The sequence below is a fragment of the Coleofasciculus sp. H7-1 genome (genome assembly GCF_057473865.1).
The window spans coordinates 1-22,239 of record NZ_JBYCCT010000024.1 but is presented as its reverse complement, the minus strand read 5'-3'; the positions used below and the strand labels follow the sequence as shown (position 1 = coordinate 22,239).

Sequence of the window (22,239 nt, the reverse complement as noted above, 5' to 3'; positions counted from 1 at the left end):
TCGAAAAACGTTGTGTTACTCGAAGTCAGAAGAAATGCTGAAACACTCTATTAGATTGCTACTTCACTACTTGAAACACCAATCGATACCAGCATTTGCGTAATTCATACTTCATTCAGCAACGCCCCTTGAGCTTGTAAACCTGTTCGGCAGCTTGGGCTAATTCAGTGGCAACACGGGCTGAGTAAGAGCCAATCATCCACCAAATTAAAGGTGACAACCAACCGCGCAACGTCACTGAATAAGATACATACGTGCCGCAGACCGTGGATTCTACCTGGTACGTCACCCGTTTCTCAACTCCTGGGATTGCCAGCATTCTCACACTGAGTAACTCACAGGGACGGACGCGCTCAACAAAAACCCGAATGGGAATTGGCAGCCAGCGCGTGACTACCTTGTAAATCAGTCCCGGTTTGGCAATCAACCCGCTGGGGACATTGGTGCTGGCAAGTAGAGGATGCCATGATACATCGCCGAGATTGATTAATTTTTGCCACAGGACATCTACCGAAGCAGAACTAACGGCGCGGTAAGTCCGAACTAGGGAAAACTTAAAGGAAAAACCCTCTCGACCAGCGATAAACTTTAAGGAAAAATTGAGAATCACAACACTCCTCCCCACAGCGAGTCTTTAAGGGAACTTATTACTTTAATCCAAGGGATCAACAGGTAGCATCCCCCTGTAGGATATTTCGAGAGTAGCCTGTAGAGGCTTTATTCAACTATGCTGCTTGGGTTCAGGCAGACCCGATTTAAGATAGGCTGTAAGTTCCCCTGCGATCGCATAGAGTTGAGTGCTTTGACACTATAAAAGCGGCTCACCCTCACCCCGAAAAGCGAGCAGACGCTGCATAAGCGATCGCGCGCTTACCAAGCCTGTATCCTGGGTAAATTCAGGCGAACTCCCATCCCGATTTATACAATCCAATACCTTTTGCCTTTCCCAATCGCTTTTGTGAACAATATTGACTTGAGATTATGACAGCTTTTCAGACGGACGTAACTACTTCTGCTAAGGTTCTGCCCCCAGATGACTCGAAAGCTAGGGTCAGCCAGTTTATGCAGCAGCTGCAAGACCAAATCTGTGAAGGTTTGGAACAACTAGATGGAGTTGGGAAATTTCAACAAGATGCCTGGGAACGAGAGGAAGGCGGTGGCGGTCGTTCCCGCGTACTCCGCGAGGGCGCAGTTTTTGAACAGGGTGGCGTTAATTTTTCTGAAGTCTGGGGTCAACAGTTACCTCCGTCGATTCTGGCGCAACGCCCGGAGGCGGCTGGGCACGGCTTTTATGCTACTGGCACCTCAATGGTGTTGCATCCGCGCAATCCCTACGTCCCGACAGTTCACCTCAATTATCGCTACTTTGAGGCAGGGCCAGTTTGGTGGTTTGGCGGCGGGATCGATTTAACCCCTTACTACCCGTTTGCGGAAGATGTCGCCCATTTTCACCGCACTTTGAAGCAAGTCTGCGATGCCCATCACCCAGAGTACTACCCCACCTTTAAACTCTGGTGCGATGAATATTTTTATCTGAAGCACCGGCAAGAAACGCGGGGCGTTGGAGGACTCTTTTTTGACTATCAAGATGGTCAGGGAGCTTTGTATCGCGGCCCGCACGCCGAGGGGCCAGCGGCTGTTTACAGCAACCAAGTGGGTACGCCAGACCCGCGCAACTGGGAAGATTTATTCGCCTTTGTGCAGAATTGCGGTCAGGCATTTTTACCGGCTTATGTTCCGATTGTCGAGCGTTGTCAGAAAATTGAATATAGCGATCGCCAGCGGAATTTTCAGCTATATCGTCGCGGTCGCTATGTGGAATTTAACCTCGTCTACGACCGGGGCACCATTTTTGGTCTTCAGACGAACGGACGCACCGAGTCAATTTTGATGTCTTTACCGCCTCTGGTTCGCTGGGAATATGGCTATCAACCCGAACCGAACACCCCAGAAGCCGAGCTTTATGAAACTTTCTTAAAGCCACAAGATTGGGCGAACTGGACACCTCCATCTGAATCCCCGGTCTGAGTTAGACTACGGGAAAAATCCCGTCGTCGCACCCGGTTGATATACTTGCCCATCTCTGAGGTGAGTGTCCGTGCTTCACATCGACCAGAAAACATACACGACCCAAAACGGCACGACGATTATCGTTTTGACACTAACAGGACGGCTGGATACCACCACAGCTTGGCAATTTCGCGTGAAGTTACAGGAGTGTCTTTATACATTCAGTCGTCATGTGGTCGTGAATCTTGGGAGAGTGGATTTCATTGATAGTTCTGGACTCACCTCATTGGTGGCAGGGATGCGAGATGCGGACAAGGTAAACGGGAGTTTCCGCCTTTGCAATCTGCTTCCAGCCGCCAAGGTGGTGCTGGAAATCACCATGATGGATTCAGTATTGGAAATTTACGAGAACTGTAACGACTGCTTCAACCACCCGGATGCCCGTGGAACCATCTTCTCCCCTAGAAGAGGAGGCGACCCCTGTTTCCCGGATACTGAAGCAGGTTTGTGACCAAGATGGGAATCTTCTACCTGTATGACCCTAAGTGCTATTCTGAGTGGGCGATCGCTCGAATCCAGTCAGATAGAAGCCGAATTTGATGTAATTTTTTTAAAGCTTTGCTTTAAGATTAGGCGAACTGAATTTTTGGTAGTCCTAATATCTAAGTTAGAGTTAGACTACTGAAAGCTCAAATCATGGGAGCAATCGTACTTAAATGCGGCTCCTCTCTAGATATTAAATATAGACGGAGCTTCCGGAGCAAGGAGGTCTTGGTGATTCATATCGATCAGAGAACACATACGACTCAAGACGGGACGACAGTCATCGTCTTAGCCCCCACTGGACGCCTGGATATTACAACCGCATGGCAGTTTCGCCTGAAGTTGCAGGAATGTATTTCCAAACTCAGTCGCCACGTAGTTGTGAATCTCGGTCAAGTTAATTTTATTGACAGCTCTGGTCTAACATCCTTGGTGGCAGGAATGCGAGATGCTGACAAAGTAAAAGGCTCTTTCCGCATTTGTAACGTCCATCCAGAGGCAAAACTCGTGTTTGAAGTCACCATGATGGATTCGGTGTTTGAAATTTTTGAAACCGAAGAAGAGGCTCTTGAAGGGGTGCCCCGCAGCATGGTCAGCTAAACCAGTCATGAGTCATTAATAAGTCAATCGTCCTTGATTGATGACAATTGACTTCAAATCGCTAGCTCAGCGGAAAAATCTTCCCGCTTAGTAAAAATATAGGGGCCAAGCAGTGCCCCCCAGATGGCTCTGCCTGTTTGGGGGTCAATTCCCTTGTCATAGCTTTTAAATTCTAGATGCCGAGCCTCAAACCCCAGAGAAACCTGGTAAGTTTCTCCTTGATAGGTAAAGCAGCAGCGGGCATCAGTCGCGGGTGCGGTAGAAAAGTTATAGGTATTTTGGGCTAAGGATTGCTGAGTGACGGCGAGGGTGCAGCCGGGAAGAAGTTCCATCTGTTCCGGTGTAAGCGTCTTCAGCAACGCTGGATTTTGACCGGCACCCCTTACCCGATCGGGATCTTTGAGCATATAGTATTGCACCATCAGCGAGGCTTCGGTGGTGTCGCTTTGGCGCAGGCGCAGAATCCTAGGACGATAGGGGCGATCCAGTTGCAGGATGTTCGCTTGCTCTGCAAACAGGGTGAGGCTATCTTCTGCAAACAGCGGTACGGGTCGCAGCCAAAGGCGGAGGTTTACGTACCAAGCGGGTTCTCTTGTCGCTTGTTCTCGATTCTCAAATTCCCCAGCCATATATTTAGCCAGGAGTGTTAGTTCAGGAGAAAAAGTCATAGGGAATGGCTAATCGATAATGGGTAATCAGTAATCGGAATTTAGGATAAGGAAGGCGTTTCTCTAATTGCCAATACCCTTTTGCCAATTATCAATGACTAATTTTTGCGATCCCCGGCATTGTATCGCCGGGAGTCTCTACAAGACATTGCCTTGGCAAAGGTGTCCAAAAGCTGTGACAATGAGTTTACATCGCCCTCAAACTTAAAATTTTCCGGTGAATAACGTCCGCACTGTATCAGACACCAAAAGAACTTTCTATACCCTACACACCCGTCCCATTAACTCCATCTACCGGCGGGTGGTAGAAGAGTTGATGGTGGAAATGCACTTGCTTTCGGTCAATGTGGACTTTCGCTACGACCCCATTTATGCATTGGGCGTGGTGACATCCTTTAACCGCTTCATGCAAGGCTATCGACCAGAACGAGATAAAGAACCGATTTTTGATGCTCTCTGTCAAGCAGTCGGGAACGAGCCGCAACAGTACAAGCAGGATGCCCAGCGGCTGGAAGAATTAGCCATGCGTCTGGGTGGGAAGGAAATCGTTGCCTGGTTAAACCCAACGGCTCCTAGTCACGGCGCTGATGACTTGCACGCGATCGCTGTGCAGGCCTTCGCTAACAATCCTCCGTTTAAGTACAGCCGTTTGTTTGCAATTGGTTTATTTACGCTGCTAGAAGTGGCAGACGCCGATCTGGTAAAAGACGAAAAGCAGCGGATTGAGGCGCTTAAGCAAATCTGTAATGCCTTAAACCTGCCAGAAGATAAATTACTCAAAGACTTAGAGCTGTATCGCAGCAATTTGGAAAAAATGGCTCAAATGCAGCTGGCTATGGAAGATGTGCTAAAAGCGGATCGAAAAAAACGGGAGCAACGTGGGGATAAAGGTGTTGTGGTGGCTCCTCCCAATAGTTCTCAAGAATCGAGCATTGCTCCAGGCACTCCTCAAGACTAGGCAACCTGTGTTGGAGTCGGGAAAGTCTTCTAATAGGATAGCGATCGCTCTTTATCGCAGCAACCCGAAGCAGCACTTCTCCCAGATGCACTAGATCCTCACCGAGTTTAGATATTAGCCCGGAAGTCAATTTCCGGGCTGGCGAAAGCAGCTGACGCGAGAAGGCTGCAAGATATGATTTCCCGTACATATTCGCGTCCGCTTAAGTCAGCAGCTCCGGATGTCGCCAGAGAGCTATTTGTTACACCCAGATACTGCCTATCCCGATGTAGCCTTAAACTCACATCTTGCACCTATCGCATTAACCCGCCAGGGGTTCAAACCCCTGGCTAATAGGATCAAGTCCACTAAAGTGGACTGGGAAGAATTGCAGTCCACTTTAGTGGACTTGATTCTATTAGCCCGGAACTTGAGTTCCGGGCGGGATTGGCGGCTTGTTGAGAATGGTGCAAGATGTAGCCTTAAACCAACGCTTGTAGACGTTGAATGAGTTGTGGGGCTGGCACCACACCCTCAATGCGCTCCACTACCTGACTATTTTTAAATAAAACCAGCGTTGGCAGGGCGTGAATTTGATATTCGCTCGCCAAGTTTGGATATTTATCCGTATCAACTTTTACAACCTGTAACCGTTCGTTCATCTGGGCACTTACCTGCTCCAGAATCGGAACCATCATCTGACAGGGACCGCACCAAGTCGCGTAAAAATCCACCAAGACTGGCTTTTCAGAACCAGACAGTAACTCTTGGAAATTGTTGAACTGCTTTTTAGTCGCCATTTGATCAAAGTGTTTTCTGGTCTTTCACGACAATCGTAATCTTTTGGAGTATTGATTCGTTCAGTCCGAGGTACGAATCGACCTAAGATTGTTAGCGCGGTTATTCAACCGCGCTCATATAAGTAGACGGATCGAGAGGAATTTATTGATGGAAGCATTGCCAGAGAGCCAGCAAAGATTACGCGGACAGGTTGCCATCGTTACCGGCGCTTCACGAGGAATTGGTCGAGCGATCGCCCTAGAATTGGCATCTGAGGGAGCCAATGTAGCGATTAACTATGCCAGTTCTAGTGGGGCAGCCGAAGAAGTCGTGAGTGAAATTACGGCAGCAGGCGGTAGCGCTACTGCCCTCCAAGCAGACGTATCCAAAGCCGATCAAGTAGACGCCCTCCTGAACACCGTGATGGAGAAGTGGAAGCGCGTTGATGTGTTGGTTAATAATGCTGGAATTACCCGCGATACCCTGTTGTTGCGGATGAAGCCGGAAGATTGGCAAGCCGTCATTGACCTTAACCTCACTGGCGTCTTTTTGTGTACGCGAGCCATCAGTAAGGTGATGCTGAAGCAACGCTCAGGGCGCATTATTAATATCTCATCCGTTGCCGGTCAGATGGGCAACCCCGGTCAGGCAAACTACAGCGCTGCCAAAGCGGGAGTAATTGGATTTACTAAAACCGTCGCTAAAGAACTCGCCACTCGCGGCATCACGGTGAATGCTGTTGCCCCTGGATTTATCGCCACTGACATGACTAGCAATCTCAAATCAGAGGAAATCTTAAAATTCATTCCCCTCGGTCGTTACGGTCAGCCAGAGGAGGTTGCTGGTTTAGTTCGATTCTTAGCCGCCGATCCTGCTGCGGCGTATATCACGGGTCAAACGCTCAATGTAGACGGCGGCATGGTGATGGCATAGCGACAGAGGACTGTGAGCGTAGTGGCGTACTCGCGGACTGAGTGGAAAAAACAGAGGCAGACAAAGAGCAACATCCATAACTGCTTACTATGGAGTTAGTCTTGCTCCCCGCGACGGAAACTATGCGAATTTCTTTTGAACGGACTGGCGGCTTTGCTGGGATGCGCCTGACAAAAGTCCTTGACACTACCACTCTGCCTGCAAACGAAGCAAATCAGCTGCGCCTCCTCGTTGACGCAGCTGATTTCTTTGATTTGCCTGCCACCATCACTTCCAACACTCCCCAGCCCGACCGCTTTCACTACAAGGTAACGGTGGAAGAAAACACTCAGCAACATACGGTCTTGGTGAGTGAAGCCGCCGTACCTGGAACCTTAAGACCGCTGCTGGAATGGCTGATGGCAGCCGCACGCAGAAAGTAAAATGCTTGCATTAAAAATGGAAGAGGCAATTCTTCATTTTTAATGCAAGCATTTTTAATTTTTAATTTAAATCACTCCCACTTCTTTCCAACCTTTGCGGACTGCATTCTGCTCCTTAGAGCCTTCGCCGTAAAGTTCTCCGGCGACAGTAATGAGAGTATTCGCTGCCCGTTTAAAATTCGCTCTAGAGCGCAGGCGATCGCGTAAAGCAATATACCAGATTTTCCCTGCCTTTTCCCAGGCGTAGCCGCCAATTTCCACCGCTGCTAAATAAAAGGCACGGTTGCCAATTCCTGAGTTGATATGCACGCCGCCGTTATCTTCCAGACCTTTGTAGCGGTTTTGATAAGTCGCAGGCTGGGGGTCTTTGCCTAGCACTGGGTCGTCGTATGCTGTCCCTGGTGCCTTCATTGAGCGAATGCCTACACCCTTAATGCTGGGGGTAAACAAACCTTCCCCGATAATCCAGTCAGCTTCCTGGGCTGTCTGATTGAGAACCCGCTGTTTCACCAGGGAACCAAAAACATCAGAAAAAGATTCATTCAGTGCGCCGGATTCGCTGTAATAGATCAGATTGGCTTCATATTGGGTGACGCCGTGGGTTAGCTCGTGCCCAATCACATCAATTGCCTTTGTGAAGCGTTCAAAAATCTCTCCATCCCCATCACCGTAGACCATTTGGTCGCCGTTCCAAAAAGCGTTGTCATACTTCACGCCAAAATGAACCGTCGAGTCCAAACGCAGTCCCCGACCGTCGATGGAATTCCGCTCAAACACCTGATCGTACAAGTCATAAGTCGCACCCGATCCGTCGTAGGCTTCGTCAATCGCGGGATCGCCGCTGGGAGGATCGCCTTCACTACGCACCAAGGTGCCTGGTAGGTCGTTGCCATTTTTGGCATCAAAGATGGTGCGACGCTTCTCACCCGCTGACACTGCGAACGAGATATTCCCCACCGTCAAGCGCCGTCCCCGAAACTGTTCTGACACGGTTAAGGTTTGAAAAGCCCACGCCCGCTGCTCGGCGTTGCCATTCTGGAGTACCTCCTTGAGCATATGAGGAGGAACGATACAGCAGATAGGACAGATATGGGGAACTTGACGGCAACCCGTCATCCGCGCTGATGTTTTCTTTTTTCGTTGCATGAATATACTCCTTTGTCAATTAGGTAGCGGCAAAAAATAGCTCGTTAACCGCTAATGGATCTGATCCGCTTAAAATATCAAAAAATCGGCATTTTCGTTACAAAAAGTTATTCAAAAGGATTTTGGATGATACTTTTGAATCAATTTTGTATCTTAATGCCTCCAAGAGTGCTGCGCGTTGAGCTTAATACTGATTACACAAAGTAAGGCAATTCATCTTTATTTGGGGGAGAAAGGCTACTGCCTGGAGCGATCGCATTCAGGATGCTTTGTCTAGCTTGTTCTCCCGCATCAGATACTCCTCAAGGATGCCTAAGACAGCACGTTCCTCCGGACGCAGAGAAAGCGACGAATCGTCACTCTCCTTGTCGTCCTTTTGCCTAAGTAACGTTCTTTTTTGCCTCAGTCTGGGAATTAAATGACCCCAACGGCTCTAACTCTTGTGCCTCCAGCACCGTACCAACCCAAGTGCGATCGCCCCATGCTGCTCAACTACTGAAAACTGTATCGAATCTCAAATGCAGCTCTCATCCGCACAAAAGTATATTTAGAAACAGTAATTTGAGGCTAAGAGCGTTTGAGATTGAGCCAAATTGCAGCCACCGCTTTTTATAAACAGGACTTACGCAAAGTTATGGAAAAACGAACTGCGAAGGACGCTTCAAGACACGAAGGAATAAGAGTTTCAGAGAGTTCTTGCGTAAGTCCTAATAAAACGTATTGATAATGTAAATACATTCGCCTACACTGTGAGGTATGGATGTCTATTTCGTGCTTAATGGTGTCACCTTTGTCTGGAACGAGAAGAAGGCACGGATAAATCCCAGTAACCATGACGGCGTAACCTTTCAGCAAGCCGCAGAAGTCTTCTTCGATCCGTTTCTAGTTGTAGTTGATGCCAGCGACAATAATGAGGAAAGAGATGCCATCATTGGCTTAGATCGACGGTGGAATCTTTTGTACGTTGTCTACATTGAGCGTGAAAACGACACGATACGGATTATTTCAGCTCGCAAAGCAACACGCAAGGAACGTGAATATTATGAAAGCTGAGGCACTAAAAAAGCGATTAAATAAAAATCGTCCGATGACGACAATTACCATTCGCATTCCCGAAGATGTCATTGAAGATTTGAAGCGAGTAGCGCCATTACTGGGATTTTCTGGCTATCAGCCTTTAGTTCGTGCTTACATTGGTCAGGGACTTCGAGCCGATCTTGAGCGATTAGAGGGTGATACTGTCTCTGCACTGATTGCTAGCCTGAAACGTCATGGTGTTAGTGATGAGACGATCCATGCAGCACTCAGTGAAGTAATTCCTTAGAGACAGAATTTTGCAGCTAAATCTAAATTGCAGCGGTGAATGAGGATAATTTGCCGCTGCTGGGAGATAGAGCGATCGCTTGTGTGAGTCTCCAATTCAGGTTAAACATTAGATGTTGGGGCTGTGAATCAGCCTATGTAGTGCTGCACCGAACAAACGAGCGAACCACAGGTCGGCGCGTTGCGCCGACCTGACTTTTTCTGCGCTTCGCGATCGCCCTCTCGTCTTTTGAAACACCCAAGACATTAGCACTCATCACCAGAGAGTGCTAAATTGGAAGATCGGAAGCGCTCTTGAAACCGAATATGGCGAAGTTAATTGCATTTAATGACGAATCGCGGCGGGCACTGGAGCGGGGAGTAAATGCCCTGGCAGACGCCGTTAAGATTACGCTGGGGCCGAAGGGACGGAATGTCCTTCTGGAGAAGAAGTTTGGCGCACCCCAGATTGTGAACGATGGGATCACCGTTGCCAAGGAAATTGAATTAGAAGACCCCTTAGAAAATACGGGCGCTAGACTAATTCAGGAAGTAGCGTCAAAAACCAAGGATATCGCTGGTGATGGCACGACTACGGCAACGGTTCTGGCTCAAGCGATGATTCGTGAGGGTTTGAAGAACGTAGCGGCTGGGGCGAACCCAGTTAGTCTGCGGCGGGGAATCGAAAAAACGATTGCCCGCTTGGTGGAGGAAATTGCAGCGGTAGCCAAGCCAGTGGAAGGCAGTGCGATCGCGCAAGTGGCAACCGTCTCCGCTGGTAACGATGAAGAAGTCGGCAAAATGATTGCCGAAGCGATGGATAAAGTCACCAAAGACGGTGTGATCACCGTTGAAGAATCCAAATCGATGGCAACGGATCTGGAAGTCGTCGAGGGGATGCAGATCGATCGCGGCTACATTTCCCCCTACTTCATCACCGACGCCGAACGGATGGTGGTGGAATATGAAAACGTCCGGATATTGATGACGGATAAGAAAATCAACTCCATCCAGGATTTGATTCCCGTCTTGGAAAAAGTTGCCCGTTCCGGTCAAGCTTTGCTGATTATTGCCGAAGACATCGAAGGGGAAGCTTTGGCAACTTTGGTGGTAAACAAAGCGCGGGGCGTACTGAATGTAGCCGCTATCAAAGCGCCTGGATTTGGCGAACGCCGCAAAGCAATGCTGCAAGATATCGCCGTTCTCACCGGCGGTCAGCTCATCTCAGAAGAAGTTGGTTTGAGCCTAGATACCGTCTCCCTGGAGATGCTAGGAACCGCTCGTAAAATCACCATTGATAAAGAAAACACTACCATTGTCGCTGGTGATGCAAAGACGGCAGATGTGCAAAAGCGGATTGCCCAAATTCGCAAGCAGCTAGAAGCAACTGATTCCGACTACGACAAAGAAAAGCTGCAAGAGCGAATTGCTAAGCTTGCCGGTGGTATCGCCGTCATCAAGGTGGGTGCGGCGACCGAAACCGAACTCAAAGACCGCAAGCTGCGGATTGAAGACGCCCTCAACGCTACCAAAGCCGCTGTGGAAGAAGGTATCGTTCCTGGCGGTGGCGCGACGCTGATTTACCTGAGCAAGAAAATCTCCGAGATCAAAAATAGCCTGGATGCCGAAGAAAAAGTCGGTGCTGACATTGTGGGCAAATCACTAGAAGCTCCCCTGCGTCAGATGGCAGATAATGCCGGTGTCGAAGGCTCTGTCATTGTCGAGAAGGTGCGCGAGACTGATTTGAATATCGGTTACAACGCAGCTACCGACACCTTTGAAGACCTGATCGCTGCTGGGATTATCGACCCCGCGAAAGTTGTGCGTTCGGCGTTGCAAAATGCCGGTTCGATTGCCGGGATGGTGTTGACCACTGAAGCCCTGGTTGTCGAGAAGCCTGAGAAGAAAGGAGCTGGTGCCCCCGATATGGGCGGCATGGGCGGCATGGGTGGCATGGGTGGCATGGGTGGCATGGGTGGCATGGGCGGCATGGGTGGCATGGGCGGCATGATGTAGTCCCTTGTTCGCGCCCACAGCGCTCACAGGTTGAAACCTGGGGCTACAAAAACAAAGCCCGCCTTTGTGGCTGAAAGAAAAGCAGCTTGTCTCAAACGACAAGCTGCTTTTTTGTTGGCATTGCTGATGGGTGAAGTGATACAGTATTGAAAAATTCCAGGTTAAAATTTAACGACGTTTGTCTTTTTGATTTCAAGGTTGCCACATTAAATGTTGAATAAGCAGAAACTTTAAAATTTCTGCATAGAGGAGAGTTTACTAAAACAGATGAATAGTTACTTCAATTTTATTCTAAGTTTGGGAAAATATCGTCAAAAATGCAAAAGCTGGATTTCTCGAAAATTACCAAAATTTAAAATAAGAGTCTTAAGGACATTAATTCAGATGGAATCAATAAAATAGCAAAATAGCAATCCTATTTCATTCATGAACTCTTCTTTTATCTTTTCTCCCTTGTACTTCGCGCCTAAAGCGAAGAGAGCGCATGGCAACGCTTTAGAATAGGAAAGTCTCGAAATCAGATAATTAACAATTAGGTAAATGCAGATGACACAAAGACGCCCCCAATCTCCTCCAGTCAAGCAACCCAATAAAGATGATAAAGAGGATTCGTTGTTTGATTACTTTTACGATAAACCCGGTACTTTGCCGGGGACTCTAAGATTTGCGCTAAACGCACCTGCGCCTAAGATTGTCTTAATTGACTACAACGAGGCAAATCGCACCTGCGTGCCAATTCAATCACCGTCAGATTGTACGCCTTATTTAGATACCGAGTCAGTTTCTTGGGTGGATGTTCTGGGCTTAGGTAGTGAAGACACTCTGCGAGAATTGGGACAGGTTTTTCATTTACATCCACTTGTCCTGGAAGATATAGTAAATGTGCCGCAGCGTCCGAAAGTGGAAGATCATCAAGATTATCTGGTGATTATTACTCAGATGGTGATGCCCAAGGAAAGGGGTAATGGATTTTACAGCGAACAAGTTAGTTTTGTGGTAGGGAAACACTATTTGCTCACTGTGCAGGAGGAACCACTCCGGGATTGCTTTACACCTGTGCGCGATCGCATTCGCCACAATAAGGGCACTATCCGCAAGCGCGGTGCCGATTATTTAGCTTACACGCTGTTAGATTCAATTATCGATGGCTTTTTTCCGGTGCTGGAAGTTTATGGTGAGCGAATTGAAGACTTAGAGGAAGAAGTTATCGCCAATCCCACACGCAAGACTTTAGAGAAAATCTATCAAGTTAGGCGCGACTTGTTGGCACTCCGTCGCGCTATTTGGCCCCAGCGAGATGCTATAAATTCCCTAATTCGAGATGGCAGTCCTCTGATTTGTGAAGAGGTGCGAATTTACCTAAGAGACTGTTACGATCATGCAGTTCAAGTCATGGATATGGTGGAAACATATCGAGAACTATCCTCTGGTTTAATGGATGTTTATATGTCCTCGGTTGGTAACAGAATGAATGAAGTTATGAAGCTTTTGACTGTAATTTCCAGTATTTTTATCCCCCTCACTTTTGTTGCTGGAATCTACGGCATGAACTTTAATACAGAAAAATCCCCATTCAATATGCCAGAACTAAATTGGTATTTAGGCTATCCGCTTTGCTTGGTATTGATGATAGCGATCGCATCTGGTTTAATCTACTTTTTCTGGCAGCGTGGCTGGTTTGAAAATTTTTCCACAATTAAGGATGATTAATCTTATTTTCATAAGTTACTTTTCTTATAACCTGTAATTCTTTGCTAAGAAGTAATGGGAGACAAAAGTTTTGGTTTTATTTTTTTACTTTTGAAGTATAATATTTTTTGGTTCAAGAAGTAAAATATATAATTTAACACTTTCCCTAATTACCAATTACCAATTACCAATTACCAATTACCAATTACTAATTTTGGATGACCGCAACTTATTAATTTTGACTGTCTATATCATCTGTGTCACTTACGTTTTATACCGAGTCTTTAAATCGGTAGATAGAAATCAAGTGATTGTCCATCTTGATGGGGAATCCTTGAATGGACAACTGGAAGCACAAAACCTAAAAGATCGCGTCGATATCCAATTTAAACTGGAAAAGCGATACCAACTAGATCAGCTGCGCCAACTATCGATCCAGATTGACAATCAATCCCCGGATCATTCAATTGACGTAGACTGGGATCGCAGTTCGCTGACAGATTTTGATGGGCGATCGCGGCGAGTGATTCGCCTAACGCCCAGCATGATCCTGGATCTCTCCCAGCATCAAGTTTTTAGCTTCATTGGAGCTGGAAAAACTCTCAAAGAAAAATTAACTGTTGAAGAGGTTCTCCAGCGCGACTCACAAACCGATGTTTTGAAAATCTCAGCTCCCCTTTTCGATCCATCCAAGCTCAAAAAACTCTCTGGTACTGATAATACACTGCAATTTTCTCTGATGCTGGTGCTGCATCTATTGAGGTCTACTGGTGAGACGGGCAATTCCGTTATTCACATTTTGTCTTGTGACTTTACAGTTAAAAAAGCTCCTTGGACAGATGTGATGAGTTGGAAGCCCAGATAAACAATTAAAAATTAAAAATTGAGGAATTTAGGACTTACGCACTGTACAAATTTACCATTATGTGTATTAACTAAATTCTGTTGTTTCAGGCTTTTGGGGATTAACTTCAGATAAATAGCGATCGCTATTTAATCGTCGAAAAATGAAGTTTGAATGCCCCAAACCCGTACCTCATATTTGATATTTCCTGTCAATGCGTAAGTCCTAGAATTGTTCAATTTTAAATTTTTAATTGTTAAGCAATGTCTTTGACGGCGTATTGCGCTTCGCAGCGTAAACCAGTGGCAATTCTAAAAAGTTCTTGACCTGTGTGCAGGTAGCCTTCATCATAGTTGAGCGTAAAAAGCTCTAACTCTTCAATGCCATCTGCTACTTGATTGAGACAGTAGTAAAGGTGAACTGCTGCGCCAGCAACATTGGCTGGATTAGGCAAAGAACGAAAAGCCATCTGAGCTTGTTTGAGATAGTGGCGACACTCTTTCAGGTAAGCCTGAAATTGTTCCATCAGTTCATCATCAAAAGGATCGGCTGAGAGTTGGTCTAGTTGCTCTGCCAGAGGGTTGAGAATGCGACAGATCAGGCGATTGACCGGCACATAGACTGTCTTGAGCCATTGCTCCAGTTGCTCGTCGGCATCTAGTGCTGTCTGTCGGTGCGCGTAGTATCGTTTTTCGGTGTCGGCTTGCTGTTGTCGCTGCGATCGCGCTGAAGCATAAGTTGCTGATGATTCGGCTTGTTGCGACGAATGATTGCTAACCGATTGCTCGTGTCTCAGGCGTTTGAGCAGCATCTGGTCGTAAGACTGCCGCTGTTGAGGGTCGCCCAATACTTCGTAAGCAGCATTAATCCGGACAATTTGCTCGTGGTTAGCTGTTTCGCGATTACCGTCTGGATGAAACAGCTTCACTAGACGCCGGTAGGCTTGCTTGATTTGTACCGGAGTCGCTGCGGGACTAACATCAAGGGTGTCGTAGTGAGTGGAATCTGTCATGGAAATAGCTTTTTGTCATCAGTCATCAGTCATCAGTCATTAGTGGTTGCTGATGACTGATGACTCATGACCTTTGAACTAATGACGACTAACAGTTACTGTAACGTCAACCCAGGACAGCTGGCACTCGCGGTTCTGGATCTTGAAACAGGGGCGTACTTAAATAGCGTTCTCCAAAGCTGGGCTGAATCATGACAATCAATCGCCCCTCATTTTCGGGGCGCTGAGCGACCTTGATGGCAGCGCAGAGGGCAGCACCCGTAGAAATGCCGGAAAGCAGTCCTTCTTCACGAGCAAGACGACGACCGTAAGCGATCGCATCATCATCTGTCACCGCGATCACCTCATCAATCAGCTCAACTTTCAGCACTTGGGGAATAAACCCAGCACCGATGCCCTGAATTTTATGGGGACCAGGGCGTCCGCCCGACAACACTGAGCTACTGATGGGTTCGACAGCGATCGCTTTAAAACCCGGTTTCCGTGCTTTAATCACCTCTGCCACACCCGTCAGCGTGCCGCCAGTGCCCACTCCAGCTACCAGGATATCCACCTGCCCATCTGTATCCTCCCAGATTTCTAGAGCCGTGGTTTCCCGGTGAATCTGGACGTTGGCTGGATTGCTAAACTGTTGCAGCATATAAGCATTAGGCGTGCTGTCAACAATCTCCTGCGCCCTACGAATGCAGCGGCTCATCCCCTCAATGCCGGGGGTCAGTTCCAGGTCTGCTCCATAAGCCCGCAGCATCGCCCGTCGTTCTGTACTCATCGTGTCTGGCATCGTCAAGATCAGCCGATAGCCCTTGGCTGCTGCCGCCATCGCTAGAGCAATCCCAGTATTTCCAGAAGTCGGTTCCACTAAGATTGTTTTGCCTGGGTGGATCAACCCCTGTTCTTCTGCCGCATTAATCATACTCACCCCAATGCGGTCTTTGACCGAGGCAGCTGGGTTCATGCCCTCCAATTTCACCACAATCCGAGCCAAACAGCCTTCTTCTTGGGGAATGCGGTTCAACTGTACTAAAGGCGTCCGACCGATTAATTCTGTAATGTTTTGAGCAATCCGCATAGATTTTAGTTTTTTTCTTGGTTATGAGGAGTCAGAAGTCAACATCAATCATTAAAAGATGCAAAACTAAAAATTCAAAGAAGCATACTTCATTTTTAATTTTTAGGTTTCAATTTTTAGATGTAATACATGATGTCTAGCTGACGCCTAGAATCCCGTTTCTCTGCTAAATCTTGGAGTGTGTATCCTTGCAAGACCGAATTGGCTGTTTGATGCACTTCCTGCCAGATTTCCTCTACCACGCCACTTTCTACCGTTTTGGAAGTGTTGTCGCTCTCAGAGGGTTTGACATCCAATCCTTCCAGGCAACTCACCACTTCTAAGAGCGTAATTTTCCAGGGTTCCCGTGCCAGCAAATAGCCTCCCTTTGCTCCGCGTTGGCTACGCACTAAACCACCACGCCTCAATGTCGCCAGCAGCTGTTCTAAATATCGATCGGGGATATTTTGTTGAGCCGCAATCTGCCGAATTTGTAATGGTTCGTTGTCGTTGTAGTGACACGCTAGCTCTAACAGAGCCAAAAGCGCATATTCTGTTTTACAGGAAAGTTCCACAAGCTTGAGATCGAGTGTGAGGGATCGTCAATTCCAGTATACCCCGGTTCTCCACCGGAGTTTGCTGGTTTAAGCATTCGTCAACAAAAAAGCCCCGCTCATACGGGGCATAACCGGGTTCGCAAAATTTACTACAGAAAAGCTGGGAGCAGGGGATCAAGGGATAAGAGGGGCAGAGGGAGTAATGACCTCTTACCCCTTACCATCTGTCCTCGCAATGTGCAGACTACTACTTCCGTCTCCCTAGAAGCTGAACGTCGTTCTGAGCGTGCCAATAACGGCATCATCGTTATCGTCGTTTTGGTTGGGAGCAGTAATCCAGATGATGCCGGGAGTTATAGAGATGTTATCCGTCAGCTGGTACTTGTAGAATCCTTCCAGGTGATAGGAGAGATCGTTCTTAATTCCTACGGGTTCGCCTTGAACTTCAAGACCTGCCAAGTAGGGTTCTACACCCGCAAAAATCCCTAGGATATTCCCCCGCTTACCCAAATCTGGGAAAGCCACACCTAATCCGTAGTACCAGACATCGCCTCTGGTACTATTTTTAACGGCGCTAATATCAGTCTTACCAACAAAGCCGCTCAGGGAGAATCTGTCGCTCAGTCGCAAGGCAGCCTCAAGACCATAGGAGTTAGTGATCATTGCGGTATCCCTAGCCAGTACTAATGGAAACCGAGCGCCTGTTCCAGTTGCCAGAGTTGGATCGTTAGCCCCGCGAGTACCTGTTATCGGGCTATTACCAACCGTGCGAGGACTTCCACCAAGGTCGAAAATACCGTCACCCCGGTTATGGTAGCCGTGGACGTAGGTTGCAGCTAAGCCCAAGCGATCGCTAACGGTAAAGTTGAGTTGAGCGAGGGCAGAATAGTCCCCGCCGAACAGACCAAGCTTCTCAGCAGGGTTATTCGCATTATCTGCCAGATAACCCACTGTTAATGAAGTGGGACCGAGAATCGGTGCCCTGCCTACACCGAGTCTGATCCCGATACCGGCACCGCCACCGATGCGATAGATGGGACTCTGCTGAGCAAATAACGAAAGTGCGGCTGTACCTCCGTCTCCGTCATAAAAGTAAGGGTTGAGGACGGGAACGTAGTCGGCATGAATTCCTCCCGCAGCGGCTAGGTAAACTTTTGAGCTGCCAAAGGGGAACTCATAAGCCAGCCAGTCTAGAAAGATATCGTTGTTGCCACCGGGGTTGAGGTCAAAGGTCTGGGCTCCCTCGAATGAACCCTCAGGTCGAAAAGGTGTAGTGTTACCAGCAGCCAGACGGGTGTGCAAGGTGTCTCGACCCGTGAAGCTGGTTTGGAAGTCTAAACGAACCCTGTCGCCAAAAATGGTATTGGTGTCCTCGCGATCGCTAAACTCGTCCGTGACTGCGAAGATCGCTTCACCCACCAATTTGGTGGTTGTCGAGAACTGATGGTTTTCCAGGAATGTCGTCCGCCCTTCCAGGTTATCTACCCGCGTCCGTAGGGTTGCCAGTTCTGCCCCAAATTCATCTATCAGCCGTTGCAGTGTCGATAAATCTTCTTTGGTGACGAAATCGGCTGTAGAAGCGGCAATTAATTTCTCTATTTGCAGCAAACAAGCGTTCAAACCAGCCGCAAATTCATAACGGCTCATTGCCCGGTTGCCCCGATAGGTGCCATCCGGATATCCTGCTATACATCCATAGCGCTCTACCAGGCTTCGCAGTGCTTCGTAAGCCCAGTCTGTTGGTTCCACGTCCGACAGTTGGGATACGTTGGTGACTTGGCTTTGGGAATTATTTCCTTCCTGACTGTAGCGATTGATTTGTTCTAAAACGCTGTTGTTGCCAACCGTATTTGCTGCTGGCATGGTTTGAGCTAGCGTTGAGTCGGCTGCTGGCATCACTGGCACAGATGTGCCTTCAATCGTTTCTACCCCTAGTGCTTGAGCTGAGTCGGCGGTTGCTGCATCCTGGCTGGGTGCGACTGCCAACTGTTCTGGCGCTTCTGTCGCAGCAACTTTCTGCCCTGACTCTGACTTCTCAGCGGTTGCTGAAAACACAGGGATTGAGCTGACTGTTGGGGTTTCTGGCGCAGTAGCGATCGCTACTGGCTGCAATTCTGGTAGATTTGCCTCTACCGTTTGGGGCTGAATCACTTCTTTAGCAGCAGGCGTTTGGGCGGCGATCGCTGCCGATGAAACCACCAGTGCTGCCCCCAAAACTGCTGGGCTGAATACCAGCGATTTCCAGATAAATTTAGCCATCTTTCCTCTTTTCCTCACACACACCTTTTCAGAAAGATTGACATCCTTCTTAATTTTTCAAGTCATCCTACCACAGCCCAGAAATGGCATTAGGTAATAAATCATACAAAAAAGCCCCGCATTGAGCGAGGCTTTACTGATTTCATTTCACAATATTGGGCAAGTTGGATTAACCCAGTCGCCTAAACTTTGTGTCCCTAGAAGCTGAACGTAGTTCTGAGCGTACCGATATAGGAGTCGTCGCCCTCCTGCTGGTTGACACCCGTCAGCCAGATGACGCCGGGAGTCACTGAAATGTTTTCAGTCAGCTGGTACTTGTAGAAAGCTTCAACGTGGTATCCTCGATCTTTATCGACTGGAACCCGAGTACCGTCAAGTTCGAGACTTCCAAGATATGGTTGGGCACCAGCGAAGATACCCAAAACGTTACCTCGCTTACCTAGGTCTGGGAAGGCTACCCCAACTCCATAGCTCCAGATTTCACCATCCCCGTCGCCAATGACTCTGACGTCGCTATAAGAGACAAAGCCACTGAGTGAAACTCTGTCACCCAATCGGAAGGCACCTTGTAATCCGTAGGAGTTACTTACCACTGGAGATGAAGGTAAACCTATTAAGGCACCGATGTCTCCTGGATTATTAGCCAAGGCATTACCGACTACACCCTCTCCGCGACCGATATCGAATATCGGGTTGCCTGAATTATGGTAGCCGTGGACGTAGGTTGCAGCCAAGCCGAAGCGATCGCTAACGGTAAAATTGAGCTGCGCCAACGCCGAATAGTCCCCGTTGAACAGACCAAAATCGCTGCCTGGGTTATTCGCGGAATCATTATCTGCCAAGTAACCCACAGTTAAGGAAGTAGGGCCGAGAATCGGTGCCCTGCCCACACCCAGTCTCAGACCAGCACCAGCACCACCCCCGATGCGATAAATGGGGCTGTACTGAGCAAAGGTTGAGAGCGAACCGCTACCGCTGTCACTGACTCCGTTATAGAAGTAAGGATTCAGCACAGGGGTGTAGTCGGAATGGCGTCCTCCCGTGGCTGAAACGTAAACTTGGGAAGAGCCAAACGGGAACTCATACGCCAGCCAGTCTAAGCCAATGTTGTTGTTGTTTTCATTGCCGAAGCCGAGGTTAAAAGTCTGGGTTCCCTCAAACGTAGGAACTGGACCGCCAGCGGTAGGGGTACCAAAGCCGAAAGCGGCGAGGTTCCCTGCTGCCAAACGGGTGTGCAACTTATCTCGACCCGTGAAGCTGGTTTGCAAGTCTAAACGCACTCTGTCGCCGAAGACGAGATTGGTGTCGTCGTCGTTATCCCCAAATCCATCAGTGACTGCGAATATCGCTTCACCCACCAGTTTGGTGGTTGTCGAGAACTGATGGTTTTCCAGGAATGTCGTCCGTCCTTCCAGGTTATCTACCCGCGTCCGCAGGGTTGCCAGTTCTGCCCCAAATTCATCTATCAGCCGTTGCAGTGTCGATAAATCTTCTTTGGTGACGAAATCTGCTGTAGAAGCGGCAATTAATTTCTCTATTTGCAGCAAACAAGCATTCAAACCCGCCGCAAATTCATAACGGCTCATTGCCCGGTTGCCCCGATAGGTGCCATCCGGATATCCTGCTATACATCCATAGCGCTCTACCAGGCTTCGCAGTGCTTCGTAAGCCCAGTCTGTTGGTTCCACGTCCGACAGTTGGGATACGTTGGTGACTTGGCTTTGGGAATTATTTCCTTCCCGACTGTAGCGGTTGATTTGTTCTAAAACACTGTTGCTGTCAACCGTATTCGCTGCTGGGGCGCTTTGAGCTAGCGTTGAGTTTGTCGGTGCTGCCATCGGAACCGACACGCTGTTGTCTACCCCTAGAGCTTCGGCTGAGTTGGCGGTTGCTGCGTCCTGAATGGGCGTTGCTGCCAACTGTTCTGGCGTCTCTACTGCTGGCATTACAGTTACAGACGTGCTATCGAGCTTCTCTACCTTTAGCGCTTCGGCTGAGTTAGCGGTTGCTGCATCTTGAATCGGCGCTACTGCCAACTGTTCTGGCGTTTCAACCTCAACTGTAGTCAGCGCTTCGGCTGATTTGGCGGTTGCTGAAAACACGGGGACTGAGCTAGCTTCCGGGGCTTGGGGTGCAGTAACCAAAGCCACTGGCTGCACTTTTGGTAGGTTTGCCTCAGTCGTTTGGGGTTGAATCACTTCAGATGTTACGGGCTTTTCAGCCGCGATCGCTGCTGAAGAAAGCACGAGTGCTGCTCCCAAAACTGCTGGACTTACTAGCAGAGATTTCCACATTAATTTAGCCATCTTTCCTCTTTTCCTCACACACACTTTTTCAGAAAGAGTGACAATCCTTCTTGATTTTTCAAGTCATCGTAACACAGATCGGACGCTGCCACCACCTCACTAGCGCCTGAAATGATTACTAGAGCGCTTATTGAGATTTTTCGGGTATTTTTCGGATGACCTAAGTCACCCCTTTAAAAATGACTTGCGCCCGATCAAAGTCTTTTTCCGTCAACCTATCGCTATCGTCTGTTGTCAGTGTAAGCGTTACTTTATTGTACGAAATTTCTCTAGATGATGCTTTGCTTGTTCAGATGCAGCAACTAACTATTTAATCTGGGCGATCGCTTCTCCAAATTCTTTTAATTTCCTCTGACACTGCGTTTTTTCTCTCCCTGTCTAACTTAATAGCTGTCGTTAATTCCAGGGTCGCTGAGTATCTGCGCCATCGCCTTCCCGAAAAAAAAGCCCCCAAAAAACTATCCGCCCTCACGGGAAGCGTTTTGGTATTACCATTACACTCAATGTGAGGGCGGTCTAGCGGGTCTTCAAATTAGCACCAGACTGCCGGAAGGAACTCCAATACCAGCCTAGCTCTTTCAGCCTTTGTTAATCTCACTAGGGGATTAAAACTGGCTTTTAGAGAACAGCTCCGACGCTCAGCCGGTTGACGCTAATTTGATGACCCATAAATTTACTACTATCACTCATGGGCATCACCTCCTTGTTGCCTGAACGGTCTAATTCTCAAAAGGAGTAGGGTAACGATCGCATTTGGATTCATTCCCTTCATTTAGAATAGCATACGCTAGAGCGGATAGGGACTGGCTTAAAAAAAAATACCCCGCCACTAGCGGGGTATCGTTCAATGAGGAGTGCTGTATGAGCGGGGTCGCCCCGCCCATGCTGAGTTAGAAAAAATTAACTCAATATTTCACTCCTGACATTACAGTGCGTTACCGCGAGGCAGAACCTCTTCAGGGAAGATAAAGTTCTCGTGGGGCTGATCCTGAGGAGCCATCCAAGCCCGGATGCCCTCATTGAGCAGAATATTCTTGGTGTAGAACGTTTCAAACTCAGGATCTTCTGCCGCCCGCAGTTCCTGGGAAACAAAGTCGTAAGCCCGCAGATTCAAGGCTAAACCAACAATCCCAATCGAACTCATCCACAATCCGGTGACGGGGACAA

Annotated in this window: 24 protein-coding genes and 1 pseudogene; 13 read left to right on the top strand and 12 right to left on the bottom strand. The window is 48.2% G+C overall.

Features of this window, described 5'->3' with window-relative positions; genetic code table 11:
• Positions 1-103 (top strand): annotated as a pseudogene (locus AC2VDX_RS06670) (IS1 family transposase); the annotation flags it as partial.
• A 12-nt stretch (positions 104-115) separates the two neighbouring features.
• On the opposite strand, the gene AC2VDX_RS06665 reads toward AC2VDX_RS06670, so the two are convergent.
• Positions 116-610: an SRPBCC family protein gene (locus AC2VDX_RS06665; RefSeq protein ID WP_378176672.1), complete on the bottom strand. Its 495-nt coding sequence runs from the start codon at positions 608-610 to the stop codon at positions 116-118.
• Positions 611-981: 371 nt separating this feature from the next.
• Here AC2VDX_RS06665 and hemF point away from each other — a divergent pair, with 371 nt between their 5' ends.
• The 3 genes from hemF (at position 982) to AC2VDX_RS06650 (ending at position 3,153) form a co-directional block, all read left to right on the top strand.
• On the top strand, positions 982-2,028 hold the full coding sequence (hemF, locus tag AC2VDX_RS06660; protein ID WP_378176675.1) for an oxygen-dependent coproporphyrinogen oxidase: 1,047 nt from the start codon (positions 982-984) through the stop codon (positions 2,026-2,028).
• Positions 2,029-2,098: 70 nt separating this feature from the next.
• The gene (locus AC2VDX_RS06655) at positions 2,099-2,521 is read left to right on the top strand and encodes an STAS domain-containing protein (protein WP_378176679.1); all 423 of its coding nucleotides are present in this window, start codon (positions 2,099-2,101) and stop codon (positions 2,519-2,521) included.
• Between the two features lie 263 nt (positions 2,522-2,784).
• On the top strand, positions 2,785-3,153 hold the full coding sequence (locus AC2VDX_RS06650) for an STAS domain-containing protein (protein ID WP_190411700.1): 369 nt from the start codon (positions 2,785-2,787) through the stop codon (positions 3,151-3,153).
• 53 nt (positions 3,154-3,206) lie between these two features.
• Here AC2VDX_RS06650 and AC2VDX_RS06645 read toward each other — a convergent pair whose 3' ends face one another.
• Positions 3,207-3,821 carry a chromophore lyase CpcT/CpeT gene (locus AC2VDX_RS06645; protein WP_378176683.1) on the bottom strand — a complete coding sequence of 205 codons (615 nt, stop codon included), beginning with the start codon at positions 3,819-3,821 and terminating at the stop codon, positions 3,207-3,209.
• A 217-nt stretch (positions 3,822-4,038) separates the two neighbouring features.
• On the opposite strand from AC2VDX_RS06645, the gene psb29 reads away from it, so the two are divergent.
• Positions 4,039-4,779 carry a photosystem II biogenesis protein Psp29 gene (gene psb29 / locus AC2VDX_RS06640; RefSeq protein WP_378176686.1) on the top strand — a complete coding sequence of 247 codons (741 nt, stop codon included), beginning with the start codon at positions 4,039-4,041 and terminating at the stop codon, positions 4,777-4,779.
• A 107-nt stretch (positions 4,780-4,886) separates the two neighbouring features.
• Here psb29 and AC2VDX_RS06635 read toward each other — a convergent pair whose 3' ends face one another.
• Both AC2VDX_RS06635 and trxA read right to left on the bottom strand, forming a co-directional pair.
• Positions 4,887-5,063, bottom strand: a complete 177-nt coding sequence (locus AC2VDX_RS06635) for a hypothetical protein (RefSeq protein WP_486928123.1) — start codon at positions 5,061-5,063, stop codon at positions 4,887-4,889.
• Positions 5,064-5,240: 177 nt separating this feature from the next.
• Complete coding sequence (gene trxA, locus AC2VDX_RS06630; RefSeq protein WP_378176689.1) at positions 5,241-5,558, bottom strand: thioredoxin; 318 nt, start codon at positions 5,556-5,558, stop codon at positions 5,241-5,243.
• A gap of 148 nt (positions 5,559-5,706) precedes the next feature.
• Here trxA and fabG point away from each other — a divergent pair, with 148 nt between their 5' ends.
• Together fabG and AC2VDX_RS06620 are read left to right on the top strand one after the other, a co-directional pair.
• Positions 5,707-6,471 carry a 3-oxoacyl-[acyl-carrier-protein] reductase gene (gene fabG / locus AC2VDX_RS06625; protein WP_378176692.1) on the top strand — a complete coding sequence of 255 codons (765 nt, stop codon included), beginning with the start codon at positions 5,707-5,709 and terminating at the stop codon, positions 6,469-6,471.
• Positions 6,472-6,593: 122 nt separating this feature from the next.
• On the top strand, positions 6,594-6,893 hold the full coding sequence (locus AC2VDX_RS06620; RefSeq protein WP_378176695.1) for a protealysin inhibitor emfourin: 300 nt from the start codon (positions 6,594-6,596) through the stop codon (positions 6,891-6,893).
• Between the two features lie 66 nt (positions 6,894-6,959).
• Here the strand turns inward: AC2VDX_RS06620 and AC2VDX_RS06615 are convergent, their stop codons facing one another.
• Positions 6,960-8,039, bottom strand: coding sequence for a M4 family metallopeptidase (locus AC2VDX_RS06615; RefSeq protein ID WP_378176698.1), 1,080 nt, complete (start codon positions 8,037-8,039; stop codon positions 6,960-6,962).
• Positions 8,040-8,795: 756 nt separating this feature from the next.
• On the opposite strand from AC2VDX_RS06615, the gene AC2VDX_RS06610 reads away from it, so the two are divergent.
• The 6 genes from AC2VDX_RS06610 (at position 8,796) to AC2VDX_RS06585 (ending at position 13,911) form a co-directional block, all read left to right on the top strand.
• Positions 8,796-9,092: a BrnT family toxin gene (locus AC2VDX_RS06610; RefSeq protein ID WP_378176701.1), complete on the top strand. Its 297-nt coding sequence runs from the start codon at positions 8,796-8,798 to the stop codon at positions 9,090-9,092.
• Positions 9,082-9,363 carry a hypothetical protein gene (locus AC2VDX_RS06605; protein ID WP_378176703.1) on the top strand — a complete coding sequence of 94 codons (282 nt, stop codon included), beginning with the start codon at positions 9,082-9,084 and terminating at the stop codon, positions 9,361-9,363. The genes AC2VDX_RS06610 and AC2VDX_RS06605 overlap by 11 nt, the downstream gene beginning before the upstream one ends.
• 35 nt (positions 9,364-9,398) lie before the next feature.
• The gene (locus AC2VDX_RS06600) at positions 9,399-9,557 is read left to right on the top strand and encodes a hypothetical protein (RefSeq protein ID WP_378176706.1); all 159 of its coding nucleotides are present in this window, start codon (positions 9,399-9,401) and stop codon (positions 9,555-9,557) included.
• Positions 9,558-9,668: 111 nt separating this feature from the next.
• Positions 9,669-11,357, top strand: coding sequence for a chaperonin GroEL (gene groL / locus AC2VDX_RS06595; RefSeq protein WP_378176709.1), 1,689 nt, complete (start codon positions 9,669-9,671; stop codon positions 11,355-11,357).
• A 546-nt stretch (positions 11,358-11,903) separates the two neighbouring features.
• Positions 11,904-13,067, top strand: coding sequence for a magnesium/cobalt transporter CorA (gene corA, locus AC2VDX_RS06590; protein ID WP_378176712.1), 1,164 nt, complete (start codon positions 11,904-11,906; stop codon positions 13,065-13,067).
• A 193-nt stretch (positions 13,068-13,260) separates the two neighbouring features.
• Complete coding sequence (locus AC2VDX_RS06585) at positions 13,261-13,911, top strand: hypothetical protein (protein ID WP_378176715.1); 651 nt, start codon at positions 13,261-13,263, stop codon at positions 13,909-13,911.
• Positions 13,912-14,146: 235 nt separating this feature from the next.
• Here the strand turns inward: AC2VDX_RS06585 and AC2VDX_RS06580 are convergent, their stop codons facing one another.
• The 7 genes from AC2VDX_RS06580 to AC2VDX_RS06550 all read right to left on the bottom strand — a co-directional run.
• The gene (locus AC2VDX_RS06580; RefSeq protein WP_378176718.1) at positions 14,147-14,902 is read right to left on the bottom strand and encodes a J domain-containing protein; all 756 of its coding nucleotides are present in this window, start codon (positions 14,900-14,902) and stop codon (positions 14,147-14,149) included.
• A gap of 106 nt (positions 14,903-15,008) precedes the next feature.
• Positions 15,009-15,971 (bottom strand): cysteine synthase A, encoded by a 963-nt coding sequence (cysK, locus tag AC2VDX_RS06575; protein WP_378176721.1) that lies wholly within the window; start codon positions 15,969-15,971, stop codon positions 15,009-15,011.
• Between the two features lie 116 nt (positions 15,972-16,087).
• Positions 16,088-16,525 (bottom strand): RrF2 family transcriptional regulator, encoded by a 438-nt coding sequence (locus AC2VDX_RS06570; protein ID WP_378176724.1) that lies wholly within the window; start codon positions 16,523-16,525, stop codon positions 16,088-16,090.
• A 243-nt stretch (positions 16,526-16,768) separates the two neighbouring features.
• Positions 16,769-18,766 carry an iron uptake porin gene (locus AC2VDX_RS06565; RefSeq protein ID WP_378176727.1) on the bottom strand — a complete coding sequence of 666 codons (1,998 nt, stop codon included), beginning with the start codon at positions 18,764-18,766 and terminating at the stop codon, positions 16,769-16,771.
• A gap of 197 nt (positions 18,767-18,963) precedes the next feature.
• Positions 18,964-21,072, bottom strand: coding sequence for an iron uptake porin (locus AC2VDX_RS06560; RefSeq protein WP_378176730.1), 2,109 nt, complete (start codon positions 21,070-21,072; stop codon positions 18,964-18,966).
• A 160-nt stretch (positions 21,073-21,232) separates the two neighbouring features.
• Entirely contained in the window at positions 21,233-21,310 is a 78-nt protein-coding gene (locus AC2VDX_RS06555; protein WP_486928124.1) for a hypothetical protein, read from the bottom strand.
• A 687-nt stretch (positions 21,311-21,997) separates the two neighbouring features.
• A partial coding sequence (locus AC2VDX_RS06550; RefSeq protein ID WP_378176732.1) for a photosynthetic reaction center family protein occupies positions 21,998-22,239 on the bottom strand: 242 nt, incomplete at its 5' end.

What these genes read in the sequence shown, in the direction of transcription:
- AC2VDX_RS06620 (WP_378176695.1), top strand. Translation starts at nt 6,594, where the DNA reads ATGCGAATTTCTTTTGAACGGACTGGCGGCTTTGCTGGGATGCGCCTG.
- AC2VDX_RS06615 (WP_378176698.1), bottom strand. Translation starts at nt 8,039, where the DNA reads ATGCAACGAAAAAAGAAAACATCAGCGCGGATGACGGGTTGCCGTCAA.
- cysK (WP_378176721.1), bottom strand. Translation starts at nt 15,971, where the DNA reads ATGCGGATTGCTCAAAACATTACAGAATTAATCGGTCGGACGCCTTTA.
- AC2VDX_RS06610 (WP_378176701.1), top strand. Translation starts at nt 8,796, where the DNA reads ATGGATGTCTATTTCGTGCTTAATGGTGTCACCTTTGTCTGGAACGAG.
- AC2VDX_RS06560 (WP_378176730.1), bottom strand. Translation starts at nt 21,072, where the DNA reads ATGGCTAAATTAATGTGGAAATCTCTGCTAGTAAGTCCAGCAGTTTTG.
- AC2VDX_RS06565 (WP_378176727.1), bottom strand. Translation starts at nt 18,766, where the DNA reads ATGGCTAAATTTATCTGGAAATCGCTGGTATTCAGCCCAGCAGTTTTG.
- AC2VDX_RS06645 (WP_378176683.1), bottom strand. Translation starts at nt 3,821, where the DNA reads ATGACTTTTTCTCCTGAACTAACACTCCTGGCTAAATATATGGCTGGG.
- trxA (WP_378176689.1), bottom strand. Translation starts at nt 5,558, where the DNA reads ATGGCGACTAAAAAGCAGTTCAACAATTTCCAAGAGTTACTGTCTGGT.
- fabG (WP_378176692.1), top strand. Translation starts at nt 5,707, where the DNA reads ATGGAAGCATTGCCAGAGAGCCAGCAAAGATTACGCGGACAGGTTGCC.
- corA (WP_378176712.1), top strand. Translation starts at nt 11,904, where the DNA reads ATGACACAAAGACGCCCCCAATCTCCTCCAGTCAAGCAACCCAATAAA.
- hemF (WP_378176675.1), top strand. Translation starts at nt 982, where the DNA reads ATGACAGCTTTTCAGACGGACGTAACTACTTCTGCTAAGGTTCTGCCC.
- AC2VDX_RS06580 (WP_378176718.1), bottom strand. Translation starts at nt 14,902, where the DNA reads ATGACAGATTCCACTCACTACGACACCCTTGATGTTAGTCCCGCAGCG.
- groL (WP_378176709.1), top strand. Translation starts at nt 9,669, where the DNA reads ATGGCGAAGTTAATTGCATTTAATGACGAATCGCGGCGGGCACTGGAG.
- AC2VDX_RS06605 (WP_378176703.1), top strand. Translation starts at nt 9,082, where the DNA reads ATGAAAGCTGAGGCACTAAAAAAGCGATTAAATAAAAATCGTCCGATG.